Source organism: Paenibacillus aestuarii (genome assembly GCF_027789125.1).
Classification (GTDB): domain Bacteria; phylum Bacillota; class Bacilli; order Paenibacillales; family NBRC-103111; genus Paenibacillus_E; species Paenibacillus_E aestuarii.
The window spans coordinates 207835-226172 of the sequence record NZ_JAQFVF010000027.1; the positions used below are offsets into that span (position 1 = coordinate 207835).

Sequence of the window (18338 nt, forward strand, 5' to 3'; positions counted from 1 at the left end):
TAGTACTGGACGAACGCTTTCCTGAGCGGCGGGTATAGAGAAGAGAACGCTCTGCCCACTATGCCCAAGACTCAGAGAGTGCCGGAGACCGCAGGTAATTTGTGGGAATAACTGAGTCCCGATCGCGGGAGTTCTGAATATTTCTTTACTTCGAAGCAGCGACCAAACGAGCTGCTTTCTCTGTGATCCAGTCGAAGTTGCCTGCGTTGATTTCGTTCAAGTTGATGACAGAGCCGCCGATGCCGAGGCCATAGCAGCCAATCTCCAGAAACTGCTTGATGTTGGCCTCAGTCACGCCGCCGACGGCCATCATCGGAATGTGGCTGAGCGGCCCCATCAGTTCTTTGATATAAGCGATGCCGAGGCTGGCGCTCGGAAATACTTTGACGGCGGTTGCGCCGGCTTTCCATGCTTTTACGATTTCCGTTGGAGTCATAGCGCCAGGGAAGATTGGGATGTCCTCATTTTTGGCCCAGTGGATAACCTCTTCCTCCAGGTTTGGTGTAACCAAGAATGACGCGCCAGCACCAACTGCACGCTTCGCATCCTCCAGATCAAGCACGGTTCCGGCGCCGATGTACATGCGGTCGGCATATTTGGCCTGGAGTTCGCTGATCATTTCGAGCGCTCCCGGCGTATTCAGGGTCACTTCCATCACGGTTATGCCGCCGCGCCATAAAGCTTCAGCTACGGATGAGATATGCGCAGCGCTTACGCCGCGGACGATGGCGACGATACGTGTTCGTTCGATTTCCTGCAATCCTTGCTCTTTGTTCATGATGCCCTCCTGATTGTTCATTAGCGTACAAGCTTTCTTTTATTATGACATGCCCCTGAAATTTTTCCATTGTTTTTGTGTCAAGACGAGCAACCGTTACTTATACTGTAGTAATTCATAGGCATTCGTCTAGAAGAGTCAAACCAAACGCTCAGGAGGTGACGGTCATGACATGGATGGAGATCAGCGCTATAAGCGCCGCAGCAGCTTTCATCATCCTCGTTTTCTTCGCCGTGCGGATGCTGCTCGCCGCTACGCAGACGCTTTCGAAGCTCAAGGAAACGATCGATCAATCGAAAGCCAGCCTTGCGCGAACAACGGAGCAGACGGATTTGCTGCTGAAGCAGGTAGGGCAGCTTACGGAAGATGCTCATGCGCAAGTCAAAGTCTTGAAGTCAACGTTTCATTCGATCGATCAAGCGGGAACGGCGATCGGGGATGTTGCGGCTGCGCTTCGCAATGCGACTCGCGTATTGAATCAATCGATTCATGGTGCGGAACAAGTGATACATACCCACCAGAAGCGGGTGCAGGATGCCATCGAATGGGCAACGACCGGAATCGAGCTGTGGCACAAATGGCAGGCTCATCGGAATGCCAAATCAGACACCTAAAGGAGCGATCTCTATGTCCAATCAACAAAAAGGTAAAGATCTTCTTATCGGAGCGATTGTTGGCGGCGTACTTGGTGCAGCGACAGCCCTGTTATTTGCGCCAAAATCCGGCCGTGAACTGAGAAGCGACATTGCCGGTCAGGCACAAGCTGTAAGTGAAAAAACAGTACAAATCGCCAGCACAGTAAGCCAAAAAACGCAAGAAGTGGCCAAAACGGTCAGCACACACGCTACTGACTTGGTAGGCAAAGCGAAAGAGACAGCTTCCAATGTCGTCGAAAGCGTACGTTCCTGGAAAGAGTCCAGACAAGAAGAGCAAGTAGAAGCGGCTGAAGAAGTGTCAGAAGCTGCTGAGGATCTTGTTATTGTTGGTAATCGTTAATCATCAAAATCATGAAAAAAGCAAGAAGCTCTGCTGCCGCAGAGCTTCTTGCTTTTTTACCATTTGGACGGATCGATTTTGCTGATATCGAGTCCTTCCCATACATTTTTGATATTCGCAGTTTCCGGATGATCAAAAACAAGCCAAGCCGTCGGGAGGTATCGTTCCCCGTATTCGCTGGACGGTTTATTGACGATTTCGTTATTGTGCACCAGAACCGTCGAGGCGCCGCCGTCCAGATTCGCGGCTGTCACCGCGCCATGCGCGAGGAAAATCTGCTGCACATCGTACAGGGTGGCGCCGATGCTGTGCGTCTGGCGGCCGTCGATTACGCAGAACAGAATTGAGCCGTCTTTCGTCTGCGCCATGCTGGTCCGCGGGGCGATGCCCCAGCCGTCTGCCTGACTCTTGATCTGCCCGACCCCGTTCACGATGAAGCGCGGACTGAAGGAGACGGCCTCCTGAACGCCCATGGCGACAAGTTCGGACACTTTGTACTTCCCGGCGATCATCCGCCCTTCTTTGTCAATGCCGACAACGTTGACCGAGCCATTCATGCCCTTATCGTTGTAAAAGATTTTGCCGCCCGACATGACGATTCCCTCCGGCTGGAAGCCATTTCCCTCCCAGTTCGGATCGATGAAGCCGCCGCCGTTTACGCCAAGGATCGCTCCTGTGTGCTTCACCATAGAGGAGACCTTCTCGCCCTTGCCCTGCTTCTCAGGGACGGCAATTCGGAGCTTCTTCGGATCAGAGATGGTGACCAGGTAGCCTTTATAATTCGTGCCGGAGACAGGCTCAATCGTGACAAGATCTTTCTTGACGGCGGCCGGCGCCGCCGATGGTTGGGGCGCGATCTCGACTAACCCTTGATCCTTCTCGACACCCATATCTTCGAATTGCTTCCAATACGCTTCCACGCGCTTCTGCAGTTCATCCGAGCCGATTAAATATTTGGCCCAATCCCGGTGCTGCGTCGTAATGAGTGTATCAGCCATCATAAATCTTATATTGGTTCCGGATGTGGTGAGGAAAAACCAGCATAATCCCGCCAGCATAAACGCCGTACAAACAGCAACGGTGCCCAGCATCAGCCGCAGTCCAGCAGACCCTTTGCGCTTAGGCTTCCTTCTCGTTTGGCGGGCGGGTACCTGGGGAGCAGATTGCTGCATAGCCATGTTGTTTCTACCAACCTCTCTATGTGAGGAACTAATGATTCCTTTTACATAGACGAAAAAAAGGAATGAAAAGTTTCGAAAATCGAGAACTTTTTTCCTTTTTTCGTAAAATAGGCGGCTGACTTTCCAAATTAGATTGGCCGTTTCAATGGTGTAAATAAGCTTTCCATGCTGGAGCTGCGATCGAACGAGTAGTTGATCGTCTTTCCGGTATTGCGGGCTACGAGACGCTGCAGAAGATCGTGATATTTCATTTGCTTGGCGGCGGCCATGATGACATGTTTGCCAATACCGAGCGGATCGAAATACAGCTTGCCCTCATTTTCAATATACTTCTGGATCATATTCAGGTTCACGAACAAGTCGCTGTCCATCTTCTTAAAGCCTTGATCGTCAAGCTTGTCAAGGAAACGGCTGAACTCGATCAGCGATTTCACGTTGATGCTCGTTTTGCCCATATAGGTATGATAAGTAAATTCCCGGCTGCTGACCTGAATAAAAAGGATATCGTGGAACGGAACATCGATGTTTCCGCTAGGGGCAGATTCCTTCTCCAAATATCCGGCTTTCTCCATCAGTTCTGTGTAAGAAAAATTGTATGCATCCGACAGCTTTTTGAGCGTGTCTGGGGATGGTTTGATTTTTTCATTGGTAGAACGGTTCCGTTCAAGTTCAAGATCGCGAATGTAAGCATGCGAAAGGCCGCTTTTATGGGCGACTTCGCGCAATGACATTTTCCCCCGCAAACTCTCCAAAAATTTACCGAATCCTTCTCGTTGCTGCATAATTCGTATCCCTCCATTAACCTATTGTAAATGAATTGCCGTAAAATGAAAACGTATAAGGCGCCGACTGGTGACAATTACCTCTAGTTCCACAATGCTTCAAAAATGCATATTAAGACGCTTCAGTTGGAAAATTAGTAGCATTATGTATGGAAAGAGGCGATGGTAATGGCAAGAGACTTGCCCATTGGAAATGGAAATGTGCTCATCAATTTCGATGCTGCTTATAATATTCGTGACATCTACTTCCCTTTGGTAGGGCAGGAGAATCAATCCAGTGATCATCTTTCACATTTTGGTGTTTGGAGTCAGGAAGGGTTCTTTTGGATCGACCATCCGGAGGTGGCGAAAAAGCTGACCTACTTGCCGGATTCGCTGGTCACCAATGCGGAATGTGCTTTTGATCGGCTGGGGCTTCGCCTATTGATCCGCGATGGGGTTGACGTGCAGCAAAACGTTTTTTTGCGCAAAGTTCGGGTCGAGAACACGTTTGACTATGAACGGACCGTCAAGCTTTATTTTCACATGGATCTGCAGCTCAATGGCAATGGGATCGGCGATACGGTCTATTTTGATCCGGAGCTGAACTCGCTCCTGTTCTATAAAGGGCATCGCTATTTGACGCTATCCTGCTTATCGCCGGATGAGGCGAAAGCAAAGCCCAGCGGCTACGCCACAGGGCAAAAAGGGATTCACGGCCTGGAGGGCACGTGGCGTGACGCTGAAGACGGGGCCCTTGGCGGCAATCCGATCTCGCAGGGCTCTGTCGATGGCATCATCGAGCTGACCATGACGCTGCCGGCCAAAAGCACGAAGGAAGCCTGGTTCTGGGTGTGCTTCGGGCGATGCAAGCAAGAGGTCGAGCGCATGGAGCGCCTGCTCCGCACGGCGACGCCGCAGGTGCTCTTGCAGCGGACCTACGAGTACTGGGTGAAGTGGGTCAATCGGGACGAGCATCAGCTCTCGCTGTTGAAACCGGAGCTAGCCTCTTTTTACAAGCGGAGTCTGCTCATTACGCGGACGAATTTGGACAATCGGGGGGCGGTAGTGGCTGCCAATGACTCGGATATTTTAAAATTCGCCAAAGACTCCTACTCCTACGTATGGCCGCGCGACGGCGCGCTGGTGGCCCATGCCTTGGATCGGGCGGGGTATCATGAGCTGGCGCGGAAGTTTTTTGACTTTTGTCTCAAGGCGATTACACCAGAAGGCTATCTCATGCATAAATACAATCCGGATGGCACGGTAGGCTCCAGCTGGCATCCGTGGGTGAACTCGCAGGGGCTTAAGCAGCTCGCCATTCAAGAAGATGAAACGGCGCTCGTCCTCTACGCCATGTGGCATCACCATAAACTCACAGGCACTTTGGATCAGTCAGGCGAGGATTATGAGAAATTCATCAAACCAGCGGCGGATTTTATCGTTCATTACCGCGATGCTTCAGGTTTGCCGCTGCCGTCTTACGATCTATGGGAAGAGCGGTACGGCGTGCTGGCTTTTACGGTATCCAGCGTTTATGCGGGGCTGATGGCGGCATCGCGGTTCGCCGAGTACCATCAGGATAAGGCGCGTGCGATTTATTACGCGGATACGGCCCAGCAAGTGAAGAAGGCGGCGGACCAGCAGTTGTATGCTGCGGACAAAAAACGCTTTTTGCGCGCCTTGTACTGGAACTATGAGACGCAGGCGTATGTGCCGGACGATACGCTTGATATGAGTATGTATGGGTTGTTTGATTTTGGACTGGTTGAAAAAGATGACCCGCGTATGGCGGCGACGATGCAGGCTCTGCGGGAAAAGCTGTGGGTACATACGGATATTGGCGGCATTGCCCGCTATGAGAACGATTATTACCATCAGGTTTCCAAAGATGTGGCTAACGTACCGGGAAATCCGTGGTTCATCTGTACGCTGTGGTATGCAGAATGGCTGGTGGCGACGGCCAAGACAGCTAACGATTTGACGGAGGCTGAAAATTTGATGCGCTGGGCCATCCAGCATGCGCTGCCATCCGGGGTTATGGCGGAACAGGTGCATCCGTTTACGGGCGCGCCGATGTCGGTATCTCCGCTTACGTGGTCACATGCCTCTTTTATTAAGGTGACGCAGGAGTATTTATCGAAGCTTAAGCAGTTAACTGCGCAAGGCGCAAATCAAGCCATCGACGCTAGTGAGGATAAGATGCTAGAGCCGGCAATGTCATGAGAGGAGAGGTGTAATCATGAAAACAATTCGGGTGAAACAGCTGCGCCACGGCAATCCGACTATCGCGCTGGAGACAGTGGATGATCCCGTGCTCACCCATCCGCAGGAGGTCAAGGTCCGCGTGTTGGCGGTGGGATTGGATGGGACGGATCGGGAAATCCTACAGGAGAAATATGGTACACCACCCGAGGGAGAGGATGACCTGACGACCGGTCACGAATCCTTGGGGGTTGTCGCTGAGGCCGGAGCGGAAAGCGGCTTCCAGGTTGGTGATCTGGTTACGGCAATCGTGCGGCGGCCGTGCAAGGATTTAAGCTGTGTCAACTGCCGTAACGGACACGCGGACTTTTGTCAGACAGGCAAATATGTTGAGCGCGGCATTGTCGGGGCGCATGGCTTCCTCTCCGAGTATTACAAGGAGGAAGCCCGCTATCTGGTGCCGGTACCGAAGGGCCTGCTCGAATACGGGATGCTGGTGGAACCGCAAAGCATCGTCGAGAAGGTGTGGGATCAGGTGCTGCGCGTGCAGCAGCGGCTGATCTGGGAACCGCGAACCGCGCTCATCCTGGGCTCGGGTCCGCTTGGTTTGCTGGCGGCGATCACCTGCCGCGTGCTGGGCTTGAACGTCTACGTCTGGTCGATGTCGCCGCCAGACGGCATCCAGGCGCAGCTCGTGCAGGCTTGCGGCGCCGTGTATCAGCAGGCCGGCGCGGCTGGCTCTGCGCAGACCTTAACGGCTTATGCCGACGGACTCGGCAAGCCGATCGATTTGATACTCGAATGCACGGGCTACAGCCCGCTTGCCTTCGAGGCTATGGCTGTGCTCGCGCCAAACGGCGTTTTGGCGCTGCTTGGGGTGACTCCAGCTGACCGGAAGCTGGAGATCGGCGCGGACATGCTCAATCAGAGCATGGTCCTCGAAAACAAATGCGTGCTCGGTTCGGTGAACGCGGCGCGCAAAGATTTTGAAACAGCCATCTACCGCTTGCAGGAGATGGAGAAGATGTACCCGGGGTGGCTGGCCCGGGTGGTGACGAACCGCATGCAGCTCGAAGATCTGCTGACGCTGGATTTCAAAAGCATTCCGATCAAGGCTGTCGTGGACATCGTACCGCGTGAGCAGTGGAGCGGATTGGTGGAGCAGTCGCGGGATGTCGCGTACAGCTTCTCTGTGTGAGCGGCGAGCGGAGGAGGGGCTTGGTGCGGAAACGGCGATTTGCGTGCGTCAGCCGTTAGTCCGCTTCGAGCCAGCTCTGCGTGCGCTTGGGCCAAGTACGGGAGGAATTATCCTGCAAATGCAGCAGGATGATTCGGTGAAATATGTGTTTTTGAGCAAATATCCTGCAAATATAGCAGGATATTTTGTTTATTTTGGCGGAATCAGCAATAACGTGGACAAAATCTTTTGGAGGATAGAGTTCTGGCCTCCTCATCCACCATGACCTTGCGCCGACTGTTATTCTCAACTAATCTCATTTTTGTTCCAGCTTCGTTATCTAGCATCCTCAATCTCTGCTAAATCCGCTTCCCAGAGCGGGTCATGCCGGAAGTGTCTGAGCCAGAGGGATGACTTCTCTTCTATATTTTTCTATAATGATAGAGAACGAGGAGGAGTCAAAAATGTCGAAAAAATGGTTGAGAGACAATGGGTTACATCTGTCCTGGTTTATCGCGCTCATTGCGACGCTGGGGAGTCTTTATTTTTCTGAAATTTTGAATTGGCTGCCATGCAAATTGTGCTGGTACCAGCGTATTTTGATGTATCCGCAGGTGATTCTGTTGGGGATTGCAGCAGTGCGCAGAGAGCATCAGATTGCCATGTATGTGCTGCCGATGACGATTTGGGGAGCCTGCATTTCGATCTACCATGTGCTCTTGCAAACTGGAGTAGTTCATGAGGAAGCAACGGCATGCGGACCGATTCCGTGTGATGTGGATTATTTGAATTGGTTCGGGTTTATTACGATCCCGATGTTGGCAGGGACTGCGTTTATTTTGATCAGCATTCTGCAATATTTGACATTTCGGGCTGCCAGAAAGTAGAAAATTGGCAGGTGAAAGGTCAGGCGCTGTCGAATTGGAACTTGTGAAATTCCAAACGATGGACGAGGTGCCAGTATGACCCCATTTGCCAAAAAAGCTGCATTAACTGCATTGTTCGTAGTCTTAAGCGGATCCCTTCTTGGCTGTACCGACATTAAATTCAGCGCAATTCCCCCTGAACAAGGACTTAGCGCACCAGCGGAAACAGCGAGTGCGAATACGAATTCTTCTCCCCATACCGGCGTCGCCGCGACTCCTAAGCCTGCGGCTACCCCGGCTACCCACGCTTCAACAGCAACGCCGGCGCCGAGTGTGAGCCCCACCCCGCCCCCGCAAGAGAAGCCCGATCCGAAGGCAACGGCAACTCCTGCAGGCACGCCTAAGCCAGCGGCATCCGCATCTGCATCCAAACCGGCAGCGACGCCTGCAACCGGTGATCGAACACCCTTTTCTTGGTATTACATGAAGAAAAAAACGGGTCAAGTCCCTGATTTTCCGAAAGAGACGAAGTCGTTCACAGCCGATCAAAAGGCAGTCTGGGTAGGCACAGGTAAAAAAGTTTACCTAACCATCGACGCCGGCGGACCGCTCATTGAGGTCGATTTAATGCTTAAATCACTCAAAGACAATGGCGTGAAGGCCAACTTTTTCATTTCGGGCAATAATATTTTGAAAAATCCGGATTATTTGAAACGTCTCGTTGCGGATGGTCATTTCATTGCGAATCATACGATGACGCATAAAGATTTTAATACGTTGTCAGATGAGCAGATTAAGAAAGAGATCACTGATTTTGAAGCAATGTACAAAAAGATTACTGGCAAAGAAGTGGAAAAGTATTTCCGCTTTCCGTACGGGAGCTACAACATGCACAATTTGAGCCTGGTGTCGGAGATGGGGTATACGTCGGTCTTCTGGTCCACGGCCATGCGCGACTGGGAACCGAGAAAAAACGGTGCCGAAGATCCTTACAACGATATCATGAACAATTTGCATGACGGCAATATTATTTTGATGCATCAGGGATCCAAAGAAAATATGGAGGCCTTGGACCGTATTTGCAAGGAGATTAAGAAAAAAGGCTATGAATTCGCGCTGGTGAACGAGCTGCAGCCGCATAAATAGGTCGCGATCTTACCGGGTGAAGCCGGTATCTCAGGTACGTTTGAGCTTGGACGCTCATATTCTAACCATGAGGTTCCGCAGGTCTATCACTCGGTAAAGGAAGCGTGTGTGTGTGCAGCAAGCAATAGCCGTTCTTGACTCGGGAGTTGGAGGATTAACTGTCGTTAAAGAAGTCATGAGACAGCTTCCGCAAGAAAAAGTGATTTATTTCGGGGACACGGCCCGAAGTCCGTACGGGCCTCGTCCGGCTGAGGAAGTTCGGACATTTACACGGCAAATTGTCGATTATTTAATTCAATTTAATCCGAAAATGATTGTCATCGCCTGCAACACAGCGACGGCGGTAGCTATCGAAGACATCAGGTCCCGCGTGTCCGTTCCCGTGCTCGGTGTGATCTCACCTGGCGCTAGGGCAGCGATCAAAACGACAAGAAGCGGTGTCATTGGCGTCATTGGGACGGATGGCACGATTCGCAGCAACGCCTATGTGCATGCGCTCAGATCCATTGCGCCTAGTATCCAGGTATACAGTGAGGCGTGCCCACTGCTCGCGCCATTTGTGGAAAAAGGGCTCTTCGAGCCGCACGAGGCCGACGCTGTCGTTGAACAATCGCTGCGTAAGCTGGTAGGCAAACCGATTGACTGCTTGATTCTGGGTTGCACGCATTACCCTTTTCTGGCTCAGGCGATTGCGAAGGTCATGGGTCCGAACGTGACGCTTATTTCTTCCGCAGATGAAACCGCGCGGGAGATCAGCGCGATCTTGTCGCATCGCCGGATGCTGGCGGAGCCGGGTGCGTTGCCGATTCATCAGTTTTTTTGCAGCGGTGAAACGGAAGTGTTTAAGAAAATCGCCGAGAGCTGGCTGAAAGATCAGCTTTCGATCACTCCTGTCGTTTGGCAGGTGCCTAGAATTTTATGAATAGGAAAGCACTTGAACCGAGCTTGCTCGGTTTTTTTGTGCTTCGCATGATTCCCGGTGTGCCTGCATAAGCATAGCGTGACAGTGCTAGAAATCAGCTATGGGGTGATGGAGTGGAAGGGTACGGTTACTGGACATTAGGCAACGAAATGGCGCGACTGGGCCGGATCTATCCGTTTTTGCGTTTTGAAACGATTGGTTACAGTGTGATGGGTAAAAGCATTCCTGCGATCGCGATTGGGCATGGAAGCTGCAGGATTCATTATAACGCGTCGATACACGCGAATGAATGGATTACGACGCCGCTCTTGATGCAGTTCCTGGAAGAACTTTCAATGGCCTACGCCATAGGCACCGCATGGCGCGGCTGGAATATTCGGCGTCTGCTGTCCGAATCCACCTTGTGGGTTGTCCCGATGCTCAACCCGGATGGCGTGGAGCTGGTGCTGGAGGGGGTTACACCCGAGCATCCCCACGGAGAGACGCTGCTGGCATGGAATGGCGGTTCCAACGATTTTCGCAATTGGAAAGCCAATATTCGCGGAGTGGACCTCAACGATCAATTCCCAGCCCATTGGGAGGAAGAGGCGGCGCGTAGGGAAGTGCATGGCCCTGGCGAACGAGATTATGGCGGAGAGGCCCCTTTGACGGAGCCGGAAGCGGTGGCGATCGCTGCGTTCACGGAGTGCTATTCGTTTGATATGGTTATGGCTTTGCATACACAGGGGCAAGAAATATATTGGAACTATCGCGATTATGAGCCGCCGGAATCCGAGATGATGGCTGAGCAGCTGGCAAGCCTCAGCGGGTACAAGGCGGTCAATCTGACGGACAGCGATGCCGGTTACAAGGACTGGTTCATCCAACAATACCGCCGCCCGGGTTTTACGATTGAAATTGGCAGCGGCGTGAATCCGCTCCCGTTTGAGACATACCCAGCGCTGTATGAAGAGATAGCCCCGATTTTGCTTCAGGGACTTGCCTTTGGCAGCAGGGGGTATCTGCAGACAAGCAGCCAAAACTAGGCCTTGCCTAGCACGAACCGTTCCACGCCCAGCTCATATACTGTTGACAGATCCTGTCGGGAGGAATGAGTATGGCGCCACAACCGCAAAAGGGCAAGAGCAGCGGCAGCAAAGGTAGTAAGAAAAAGAAAAAAGAGATGTCGTCAAGAGCGCAGTACACGATGAGAATCGTGGAGTCGTCCACATGCAAGGTCTGTAAAACACCGTGCGAGCGCGGACTGCGGTATTTGGAAAAGATGTCGGAACCAGGGGCAGTTGGCCATGGTGTTCCGTGTATACTTACGCGAAAGCGCATCAACTGATTCAAGCGAAGGAATCTCTTTTATCCTGCGGGAGCAGGAGAAGGGATTCTTTACTTTTTTAGTTCACATATTCCGTTTTTTTGAGGGGATATTAGTTCTGATGGCAAGATTACCATGGAAAGGACGTTGTAACCATGAAAGGCACAGCACGATTAATCGTACTCAACATTGTTCTCCTCATTGTACTGGTTGGAGGAGCCGGCTTAGGCTACTACTTTTACAACCAATCGATTAATTATTTGTCGACGAATAATGCTCAAATCACAGGTGAACAGATTCCGGTAACATCAACGTCGGCAGGTAAGCTAACGGACTGGTCGGGGGAAATGGGGCGTAAATATTCGTCAGGGGAACGGATCGGAACGGTCTTAACTTCGACGGGAACGGTCGACATCACTGCGCCAAAAGCAGGGACGATTGTTCAACAAAGTGCGGTCGTGAGCACTGTTGTCTCTCCTGGCTCTCCGCTGGCGTACTTGTATGACCTGGACAAGCTGTGGGTCAATGCCAATGTGAAGGAAACGGAGCTGAATGATGTGAAGGTCGGCATGGCGGTCGATGTCTATGTCGATGCGTTCCCGGGGACGACTTTGACCGGTCGGGTGGAGAAACTGGGCTTGGCGACAGCAGGGACGTTCTCCCTCATGCCTGCCTCCAATACGAGCGGCAACTATACAAAGGTGACGCAGGTGATCCCCGTGACTGTTTCACTTGAAGGCAACCGCGGATTAGGCATTGTTCCGGGAATGAGTGTCACAGCGCGAATACATAAATAAGGAGCGAGCCTATGAATAGGTATCTGATCATCTATGCCTTATTTAGTGTAGCGGTGCTTTTGGCGGCGAATTGGCTTGTGCTCCATAGAAAAAGAAGTCGTCAGGAGGTCGTCGAGGAGGGGCGTTATTCACCTCTGCCAGAGCCGGCTCATGTCCTTCTCGAGATATCGGACGAGCTGTTCGGTGAGCACGAGCTTTCCGTACAGCCGGATGAGCGAGCGGAAGAACGTTCGAAACGATCCCGTACGTCGGGCGAAATCAAGGTCGGTCAGCTGCTGACCGTACTTATGCTTGGCGCGTTTGTTTCCATATTGAATCAAACCCTCATCAATGTGGCGATTCCGCATATTATGACCGACTTCAATGTTTCGGCGAATGTCGTGCAATGGCTGACGACCGGGTATATGCTGGTGAACGGCGTCATGATTCCGATCACGGCTTTCTTAATCGAGAGATTCGGTTCCCGTTTCATGTTCATTACGGCCATGGTCTTGTTCACGGCCGGAGCGCTCATCTGCGCGGTCGCTCCTAATTTTGCCATACTGATGACCGGGAGGGTCGTTCAAGCTTCCGGCGCAGGGATTATCATGCCGCTGATGATGACGGTTTTCCTGACCGTGTTCCCGCCGGAAAAGAGGGGCAGTGCTATGGGCACGATGGGGATTGCCATGATTTTTGCCCCGGCGGTGGGCCCAACCTTATCCGGCTGGATCGTGCAGACGTATACGTGGCGGCTGCTGTTCTACATCGTCCTTCCCATCGGCCTGATCGATATTATTCTCGCGGTCTTACTGCTCGGGAATGTGACCAAAATGTCTAAAGTCCGCTTTGATTTCTGGGGATTCCTATGTTCCACCGTCGGGTTCGGCGGGCTGCTGTTCGCCTTTAGCGAAGCCGGATCTGCCGGATGGATCAGTTTTCGGGTGCTGGGCACGTTAACCCTCGGGGTGATCAGCCTGATTTTATTCGTGTGGCGGGAGTTATCCGTGAAAGAACCGATGATCGATCTGCGCGTGTTCACGTTCAACATCTTTACGTTGACAACGATCGTCAGTTCGATCATTAACATGGCGATGTTCGCCGCGATGATACTGCTGCCGATTTATTTGCAAAACATTCGCGGGTTTACGCCGCTCGCCTCCGGTCTGCTCCTTCTCCCAGGAGCGATTCTCATGGGCATCATGCAGCCGATTGCCGGCATGATCTTCGACCGGATCGGCGTACGTTGGCTGGCCGTTGTGGGGCTGATCATTACGACCGTTACGACGTATGAGTTCAGTCACTTAACATCCGACACGTCGTATAACCACATTCTGCTGCTATATTGTCTGCGGATGTTCGGCATGTCGTTCATGATGATGACGATCATGACGGAAGGCATGAACCAGCTGCCGCGGCATTTGCACAGCCACGGGACGGCCATGTCCAATACGCTGCGGCAAGTAGCCGGCTCTTTAGGGACAGCCCTGCTCGTAACGGTAATGAGCAGCAGGTCCAACTTTCACTTGGCGAACGACAGCACGACCTTTACGTCCACTAACCCGTATATCGTGGACGAGCTGAGCCGGCTCAGCCAAGGATTTGCCGCGATCGCGCATCTGCCTGCCGCCATCGGCGGGGAACTCGTGTCGGTGCTGCTCTATGCAACCGCCGTGAAGGAATCGACGATCAACGGCATCAATGATGCGTTCTTGATTGCAACCGGGATCACCGCTGTAGCGCTGGTGCTTGCTTTTTTCATTCGCCGCGTGAAGCGGGTGTCATGAAATCAAAAGGGGTGTCCTCAGCCATAAGGCTTAAGGACACCCCCTTTTTTTATTTACCGCTAGGGTGGATGGAGCATTTATTTTCGATAAAACGAATCTGGTTCTCAAGCCGGTTCAACTGCTCCTGCGCCTCTTGCGTAGTGGCGCCCTGAGCCTTGTGCTGCGCAAGCTCTTCATGCAAGCTATGCAGGTCGTTGCCCGCATGGGCGCAATCGTAATTGCTTTCCAAATTCTCGATCATGCTCTGACCTCCTATCGATAATCTTACTTTTTGCCTTTTTGACTGCTTTTATCGGAAGTGCGCGTCGTCGTATTCTGACTAGCATGGCCTTGCTGCTTGTTGTCTGTCATGGTATTCACTCCTTTGCTTTGAAAATGAGCGCATCGCAAGATGCCCAGTTATTATGAGCAATTTACCGGAATTGATGCAAAATGAAAAACCCGGCAAACGATGACGGGCATCGTTCCCGGGTCATAAATGTATGTGTGTTAATGGGACGAATAGTGGTTCGATGTGAGCAGTTTGTCTGCAAGAGAGCGCTTTAATTTCTTGAGCGCTTCTGTCTCAAGCTTGTGGTTAGCGTTAAATTTAGCGCCGGTTAGCGCAAGCGCTTCCTTGACAGTCATTTCCACATAAATAAGCTCGTCGCCTTGCGGGATTTGAACATTGCTGTTGGCCATTTTCATCACTCCTATGTTAACTTTTTGAAGTGAAAATCTTGATTTGACGCACTTTTAATATAACACATGATGTTAGCTATTGCAAGGGGAGGATAGCCCTAATTCAGGTTGGCAACATGTCAAAAACCCCTTCCTGACAATGTCGCATTGTGCAGAAAGGGGCTTAATAGAGGGCTAAAGCAGCGTAATTTAGGGACCCGTGTAAGGCGGGCTGCCCTCAGTATATTCGTCTTCCGGCTTGCGGATCCAGCGCTGCAAATAACCTTGATTGTAAAGCGCTTTGATCAGGATAATGAGCACAGGGGAGAGAATAACCCCGGCAACGCCGAATAAGGAGAGCGAAATAATCATGAACGCCAACGTTGTAAAAGCGGATACGCCAAGCGATTCTCCCGTAATTTTGGGCTCCATGATCTGCCGGACCAAGATGACGACCAGAAGTACGGCTGAGAGCCAGATGGCCAGCGTTGTGTTGCCGACGATAAATAAGTAAATGATCCAAGGAATGAACAACGTCGAAACACCGAGCAGCGGCAGCACATCAAAAACAGCCGACAGCAGCGAGACGGAGAACGCATTGTTCACATTCAGTACGAGCAGTGAAACAAACACGACGATGAAAGTAAGCGAGATCAGCTTCAACTGCGCTTTTATGTAGGAAGTGATGCCTTTGACGACGTTTTCTTTAAGGAAATAGTACGCGTTTTTGAACGTATTCGGCGTCTTGTCTTGAGCAAGCTTTTTCCACGATTCAATTTCAATGCTGAGGAAGTAGGCGAGCACGATGCCGACGACGAAATTGAACATGAAGGTCGAGAATGAAGTCAAGGAGTTCACCATGCCGGACAGGAGATGAACCAGGAACTGCGAGACTTTGCCGGCGAATTGGCCCGCATAATCCTTGGCTTTGGCAATCACATCCGGCGGCAAGGTTTGAAATTGAGCGTTTAATTCACTGAGGCGGTTGATGATCTCGGCCTGGAAAACGGCTTGATAATCATTGATGCGACTGACCAAATTCATAATTTGACTTGTAAAAATCACAACCACCCCGGCCAGCGCGCCCAGAATGATAAGGACGAACAACAGCGTAGAGATAGCGGAGGCGATAGACTTCCGCATCCCTCTCCGATGTAAAACGCGGGCCAGAGGCTCGATCATCGCATAGATGACCAGAGCCAGGAAGATCGGCGTCGCGATGCGGTACAAGTAGCTGAAGATCAGCATGAATAAATAGACCGTGAGAACGATCAATGCGATATCAAAGGCCGTCCTCCAATATCTCTTGTAAAAGGAAATCACTCGGATACCTCCAGGGCAATTATTGTTCGGTCAAAATAATCGGTCCTTGGCTCGTAATCGCAATGGTGTGTTCGTATTGTGCAGACAGGGATCCATCGACCGTGCGTGCAGTCCATCCGTCCAGATCTATCTTGGCATGGAATTTGCCTACATTAAGCATCGGCTCAATAGTGAAAACCATGCCTTCTTTAATGCGCGGTCCTTTGCCAGCCGGTCCGTAATGCGGCACTTGCGGCTCTTCGTGCATCTCGGAACCGATTCCGTGCCCGATGAAATCACGGACAACGGAGAAGCCTTGCGATTCCGCATACACTTGAATGGCATGGGAGACGTCGCCGATGCGGTTGCCTGGAACCGCCTTCTCGATGCCCTTGTACAGCGCTTCCTTCGTCACTTTCAGCAGCTTCTCTGCAACCGGCGAAATGTTGCCGACCGCATAGGACCAAGCGGAGTCAGCCAGCCAGCCGTCTTTACGTACGACCATATCGATGGTCACAATGTCGCCGTCCTGCAGCGCTTCTTTTTTCGGGAAGCCGTGGCAGATGACATCGTTCACCGATGCGCATGTGGCGTACTCATAGCCGCGATAACCTTTCTGCTCAGGGATGGCCTCGTGCTTCGCCAAGAAGCTCTCAACGAATTGGTCGATCTCCCATGTCGTGATGCCCGGGCGGATCATTTTGGCAATTTCTTTATGACAATCCGCTAGAATACGGCCGGCATGGCCCATTTTTTCAATTTGTTCTTTTGATTTAATTGTAATCATGCTGTTGTTCACTCCTCTGCTCGGATAGCCCTAATCTTTCATTATGTCCATTTTGCGGACCATAACTTCATTTCTTTCAATATTTGATGCAAATCTTCGCCTTTCGGTGTCAAGGTGTACTCCACGGTGACAGGAACGGTCGGATAGGCGGTTCTTTCCAGTACGCCATGCTCCTCCAGATGCCGAAGCGTGTCGGTCAACGACTTGGGGCTGATGCCCATGATTTGCCGCTGCAGCTCGCCGAACCGGCGTGTGCCGCAAAACAATTCGCGCAGGACGAGAAACGACCATTTACCGCCGATAACTTCAAGCGTCCGTTCGATGGAGCATTCGATCACTTTGGGCTCTTTCGGTACGTAATTGCTGAGTGGTGCGACTTTCTCATTCTCAAGGGTAGACATATGAACGCTTCCTTTCAAGTAAGGTCACTAACGTATAGGTAAGTAAGTTAAAAAGTTGTACTTAGTGTGCATATTATCCGCTGCTATTTATTTTAAAGAGACGATCTTAAATAAGCAAGTCAGTGAAGGTTGATTTAAGCTCCTCGATTCTTTACAATAAGAAATAAAACTTTAGTTTCAGGAGATGTGTACATATGAACGTCAAAATTTCCCGCAACGCAGCAAAAGTTCTTCAATTGGAGCTGGACAAAGAAGAAAACAAAGGCCTAATGGTCCGCGTACAAGTCACGCACAAGCATGGCGACCACGCCCACTATGGTTTGGGCCTTGATGATAAAAACAAGGATGACGTTGTTGTCAGCACAGACAAAGGCATCGATGTTCTGTTGGACAAGAACGAGCCGCTGCTGGATGGTATCCGTATCGACTATTTCTACGTGCCTGAGGAAGGCTTCATGATTACGAACCCTAGCAAGGGGAACCACGGGGACCACTAATGCCGAATGATATTCGCATTTGTGATAAATGCAAGCATATGAAAGTGAAGACCGCTTTGCCTAAGCTGAAAGCGATCGCGCCGGACGCGGACGTCAAAGTGGCCTGCAAGTCCTATTGCGGTCCATGTTCTCGTTTTGCTTTTATATTTATTAATGGACGATATGTAACAGGCGCGACTGAGGATGAAGCGATTGAAAAAGCGAAGAAATACGTGAAGAAATAGCGAAGCAAAAAGCATGCAGGCTCTAGTGGCCAGCATGCTTTTTTTGTGCTACACGTGGGCAGCGGATTTGTCGAGCAGCTTGCGGATGTAGCTTTCAATCTTGCTAGGCTTGGTCGTCGGCGAGAAGCGCTTAATGACACGGCCCTCTTGATCCACAAGGAATTTGGTGAAATTCCACTTGATGCTGGAGCCAAGAATACCGGACGCCTGCTGCTTCAGGTGGCGATACAGCGGATGGGTGTCCGCGCCGTTGACATCGATTTTGGCGAACAGCGGAAACTTCACTCCGAAATTGAGCTGGCAGGCTTGCTCTACCTGTGCGTCGCTGCCGGGCTCCTGCTCCTTGAATTGGTTGCACGGGAAGCCGAGCACGCTGAAGCCTTCTGCTTTATATTTGTCGTGCAGCGCTTGCAGCCCTTTGAACTGAGGGGCGAATCCGCACTTGGTCGCCGTATTCACAATCAGCAGTACCTGTCCGCGGTATTCGCTCAAGGCTTGATCTTCGCCGCGGATCGTAAGGGCCTGAAAATCAAAAACGTTCATGATGGCTCACCTTCTGACATTGA

General features: G+C 51.4%; 23 protein-coding genes. 14 read left to right on the top strand and 9 right to left on the bottom strand.

Annotation, left to right across the window (positions count from 1 at the left end):
- Positions 1-145: 145 nt before the first annotated feature.
- The gene (locus tag O9139_RS13500) at positions 146-778 is read right to left on the bottom strand and encodes a bifunctional 4-hydroxy-2-oxoglutarate aldolase/2-dehydro-3-deoxy-phosphogluconate aldolase (protein WP_270880004.1); all 633 of its coding nucleotides are present in this window, start codon (positions 776-778) and stop codon (positions 146-148) included.
- A 167-nt stretch (positions 779-945) separates the two neighbouring features.
- Between O9139_RS13500 and O9139_RS13505 the strand changes: the two genes are divergently transcribed.
- Together O9139_RS13505 and O9139_RS13510 are read left to right on the top strand one after the other, a co-directional pair.
- Positions 946-1392, top strand: coding sequence for a DUF948 domain-containing protein (locus tag O9139_RS13505; protein WP_270880005.1), 447 nt, complete (start codon positions 946-948; stop codon positions 1390-1392).
- 13 nt (positions 1393-1405) lie between these two features.
- Entirely contained in the window at positions 1406-1774 is a 369-nt protein-coding gene (locus O9139_RS13510; protein ID WP_270880006.1) for a YtxH domain-containing protein, read from the top strand.
- A 56-nt stretch (positions 1775-1830) separates the two neighbouring features.
- On the opposite strand, the gene O9139_RS13515 is transcribed toward O9139_RS13510, so the two are convergent.
- Positions 1831-2952: a phosphodiester glycosidase family protein gene (locus O9139_RS13515; RefSeq protein WP_270880007.1), complete on the bottom strand. Its 1122-nt coding sequence runs from the start codon at positions 2950-2952 to the stop codon at positions 1831-1833.
- A gap of 131 nt (positions 2953-3083) precedes the next feature.
- Positions 3084-3737, bottom strand: a complete 654-nt coding sequence (locus tag O9139_RS13520) for a helix-turn-helix domain-containing protein (protein WP_270880008.1) — start codon at positions 3735-3737, stop codon at positions 3084-3086.
- Between the two features lie 168 nt (positions 3738-3905).
- On the opposite strand from O9139_RS13520, the gene O9139_RS13525 reads away from it, so the two are divergent.
- The 10 genes from O9139_RS13525 (at position 3906) to O9139_RS13570 (ending at position 13901) form a co-directional block, all read left to right on the top strand.
- Positions 3906-5942, top strand: coding sequence for a glycoside hydrolase family 15 protein (locus tag O9139_RS13525; protein WP_270880009.1), 2037 nt, complete (start codon positions 3906-3908; stop codon positions 5940-5942).
- A gap of 16 nt (positions 5943-5958) precedes the next feature.
- Complete coding sequence (locus O9139_RS13530; protein ID WP_270880010.1) at positions 5959-7119, top strand: glucose 1-dehydrogenase; 1161 nt, start codon at positions 5959-5961, stop codon at positions 7117-7119.
- Positions 7094-7384 carry a hypothetical protein gene (locus tag O9139_RS13535; protein WP_270880011.1) on the top strand — a complete coding sequence of 97 codons (291 nt, stop codon included), beginning with the start codon at positions 7094-7096 and terminating at the stop codon, positions 7382-7384. Before O9139_RS13530 ends, O9139_RS13535 begins: the two co-directional genes overlap by 26 nt.
- A 178-nt stretch (positions 7385-7562) precedes the next feature.
- Positions 7563-7985 (top strand): disulfide oxidoreductase, encoded by a 423-nt coding sequence (locus O9139_RS13540; protein ID WP_270880012.1) that lies wholly within the window; start codon positions 7563-7565, stop codon positions 7983-7985.
- 75 nt (positions 7986-8060) lie between these two features.
- Positions 8061-9110 (top strand): polysaccharide deacetylase family protein, encoded by a 1050-nt coding sequence (locus tag O9139_RS13545; RefSeq protein WP_270880013.1) that lies wholly within the window; start codon positions 8061-8063, stop codon positions 9108-9110.
- 112 nt (positions 9111-9222) lie between these two features.
- Entirely contained in the window at positions 9223-10032 is an 810-nt protein-coding gene (gene racE, locus O9139_RS13550) for a glutamate racemase (RefSeq protein ID WP_270880014.1), read from the top strand.
- Between the two features lie 113 nt (positions 10033-10145).
- The gene (locus O9139_RS13555; protein ID WP_270880015.1) at positions 10146-11057 is read left to right on the top strand and encodes a M14 family metallopeptidase; all 912 of its coding nucleotides are present in this window, start codon (positions 10146-10148) and stop codon (positions 11055-11057) included.
- Positions 11058-11128: 71 nt separating this feature from the next.
- Positions 11129-11359 (top strand): hypothetical protein, encoded by a 231-nt coding sequence (locus O9139_RS13560; RefSeq protein WP_270880016.1) that lies wholly within the window; start codon positions 11129-11131, stop codon positions 11357-11359.
- Between the two features lie 134 nt (positions 11360-11493).
- On the top strand, positions 11494-12135 hold the full coding sequence (locus tag O9139_RS13565) for an HlyD family secretion protein (protein WP_270880017.1): 642 nt from the start codon (positions 11494-11496) through the stop codon (positions 12133-12135).
- An 11-nt stretch (positions 12136-12146) separates the two neighbouring features.
- Positions 12147-13901, top strand: coding sequence for a DHA2 family efflux MFS transporter permease subunit (locus O9139_RS13570; protein WP_270880018.1), 1755 nt, complete (start codon positions 12147-12149; stop codon positions 13899-13901).
- 49 nt (positions 13902-13950) lie between these two features.
- Here the strand turns inward: O9139_RS13570 and O9139_RS13575 are convergent, their stop codons facing one another.
- The 5 genes from O9139_RS13575 to O9139_RS13595 all read right to left on the bottom strand — a co-directional run bounded on the left by O9139_RS13575 (position 13951) and on the right by O9139_RS13595 (position 17051).
- A complete protein-coding gene (locus O9139_RS13575; RefSeq protein WP_270880019.1) occupies positions 13951-14142 on the bottom strand; it encodes a DUF2524 domain-containing protein in 192 nt (63 codons plus the stop codon).
- A gap of 248 nt (positions 14143-14390) precedes the next feature.
- On the bottom strand, positions 14391-14582 hold the full coding sequence (locus O9139_RS13580) for a hypothetical protein (RefSeq protein ID WP_270880020.1): 192 nt from the start codon (positions 14580-14582) through the stop codon (positions 14391-14393).
- A gap of 189 nt (positions 14583-14771) precedes the next feature.
- Positions 14772-15884, bottom strand: a complete 1113-nt coding sequence (ytvI, locus tag O9139_RS13585; RefSeq protein ID WP_270880021.1) for a sporulation integral membrane protein YtvI — start codon at positions 15882-15884, stop codon at positions 14772-14774.
- Between the two features lie 19 nt (positions 15885-15903).
- Positions 15904-16650 carry a type I methionyl aminopeptidase gene (map, locus tag O9139_RS13590; RefSeq protein ID WP_270880022.1) on the bottom strand — a complete coding sequence of 249 codons (747 nt, stop codon included), beginning with the start codon at positions 16648-16650 and terminating at the stop codon, positions 15904-15906.
- A 41-nt stretch (positions 16651-16691) separates the two neighbouring features.
- Positions 16692-17051, bottom strand: a complete 360-nt coding sequence (locus tag O9139_RS13595; protein WP_270880023.1) for a winged helix-turn-helix transcriptional regulator — start codon at positions 17049-17051, stop codon at positions 16692-16694.
- A 194-nt stretch (positions 17052-17245) separates the two neighbouring features.
- Between O9139_RS13595 and O9139_RS13600 the strand changes: the two genes are divergently transcribed.
- Together O9139_RS13600 and O9139_RS13605 are read left to right on the top strand one after the other, a co-directional pair.
- Positions 17246-17548, top strand: coding sequence for an iron-sulfur cluster assembly accessory protein (locus tag O9139_RS13600; protein ID WP_270880024.1), 303 nt, complete (start codon positions 17246-17248; stop codon positions 17546-17548).
- Entirely contained in the window at positions 17548-17772 is a 225-nt protein-coding gene (locus tag O9139_RS13605; protein WP_270880025.1) for a DUF1450 domain-containing protein, read from the top strand. Before O9139_RS13600 ends, O9139_RS13605 begins: the two co-directional genes overlap by 1 nt.
- Positions 17773-17820: 48 nt before the next feature.
- Here the strand turns inward: O9139_RS13605 and O9139_RS13610 are convergent, their stop codons facing one another.
- Complete coding sequence (locus O9139_RS13610) at positions 17821-18315, bottom strand: glutathione peroxidase (RefSeq protein ID WP_270880026.1); 495 nt, start codon at positions 18313-18315, stop codon at positions 17821-17823.
- Positions 18316-18338 lie beyond the last annotated feature (23 nt).

What these genes read in the sequence shown, in the direction of transcription:
- O9139_RS13500 (WP_270880004.1), bottom strand. Translation starts at nt 778, where the DNA reads ATGAACAAAGAGCAAGGATTGCAGGAAATCGAACGAACACGTATCGTC.
- O9139_RS13505 (WP_270880005.1), top strand. Translation starts at nt 946, where the DNA reads ATGACATGGATGGAGATCAGCGCTATAAGCGCCGCAGCAGCTTTCATC.
- O9139_RS13510 (WP_270880006.1), top strand. Translation starts at nt 1,406, where the DNA reads ATGTCCAATCAACAAAAAGGTAAAGATCTTCTTATCGGAGCGATTGTT.
- O9139_RS13515 (WP_270880007.1), bottom strand. Translation starts at nt 2,952, where the DNA reads ATGGCTATGCAGCAATCTGCTCCCCAGGTACCCGCCCGCCAAACGAGA.
- O9139_RS13520 (WP_270880008.1), bottom strand. Translation starts at nt 3,737, where the DNA reads ATGCAGCAACGAGAAGGATTCGGTAAATTTTTGGAGAGTTTGCGGGGG.
- O9139_RS13525 (WP_270880009.1), top strand. Translation starts at nt 3,906, where the DNA reads ATGGCAAGAGACTTGCCCATTGGAAATGGAAATGTGCTCATCAATTTC.
- O9139_RS13530 (WP_270880010.1), top strand. Translation starts at nt 5,959, where the DNA reads ATGAAAACAATTCGGGTGAAACAGCTGCGCCACGGCAATCCGACTATC.
- O9139_RS13535 (WP_270880011.1), top strand. Translation starts at nt 7,094, where the DNA reads ATGTCGCGTACAGCTTCTCTGTGTGAGCGGCGAGCGGAGGAGGGGCTT.
- O9139_RS13540 (WP_270880012.1), top strand. Translation starts at nt 7,563, where the DNA reads ATGTCGAAAAAATGGTTGAGAGACAATGGGTTACATCTGTCCTGGTTT.
- O9139_RS13545 (WP_270880013.1), top strand. Translation starts at nt 8,061, where the DNA reads ATGACCCCATTTGCCAAAAAAGCTGCATTAACTGCATTGTTCGTAGTC.
- O9139_RS13560 (WP_270880016.1), top strand. Translation starts at nt 11,129, where the DNA reads ATGGCGCCACAACCGCAAAAGGGCAAGAGCAGCGGCAGCAAAGGTAGT.
- O9139_RS13565 (WP_270880017.1), top strand. Translation starts at nt 11,494, where the DNA reads ATGAAAGGCACAGCACGATTAATCGTACTCAACATTGTTCTCCTCATT.
- O9139_RS13570 (WP_270880018.1), top strand. Translation starts at nt 12,147, where the DNA reads ATGAATAGGTATCTGATCATCTATGCCTTATTTAGTGTAGCGGTGCTT.
- O9139_RS13575 (WP_270880019.1), bottom strand. Translation starts at nt 14,142, where the DNA reads ATGATCGAGAATTTGGAAAGCAATTACGATTGCGCCCATGCGGGCAAC.
- O9139_RS13580 (WP_270880020.1), bottom strand. Translation starts at nt 14,582, where the DNA reads ATGGCCAACAGCAATGTTCAAATCCCGCAAGGCGACGAGCTTATTTAT.
- map (WP_270880022.1), bottom strand. Translation starts at nt 16,650, where the DNA reads ATGATTACAATTAAATCAAAAGAACAAATTGAAAAAATGGGCCATGCC.
- O9139_RS13595 (WP_270880023.1), bottom strand. Translation starts at nt 17,051, where the DNA reads ATGTCTACCCTTGAGAATGAGAAAGTCGCACCACTCAGCAATTACGTA.
- O9139_RS13600 (WP_270880024.1), top strand. Translation starts at nt 17,246, where the DNA reads ATGAACGTCAAAATTTCCCGCAACGCAGCAAAAGTTCTTCAATTGGAG.
- O9139_RS13605 (WP_270880025.1), top strand. Translation starts at nt 17,548, where the DNA reads ATGCCGAATGATATTCGCATTTGTGATAAATGCAAGCATATGAAAGTG.
- O9139_RS13610 (WP_270880026.1), bottom strand. Translation starts at nt 18,315, where the DNA reads ATGAACGTTTTTGATTTTCAGGCCCTTACGATCCGCGGCGAAGATCAA.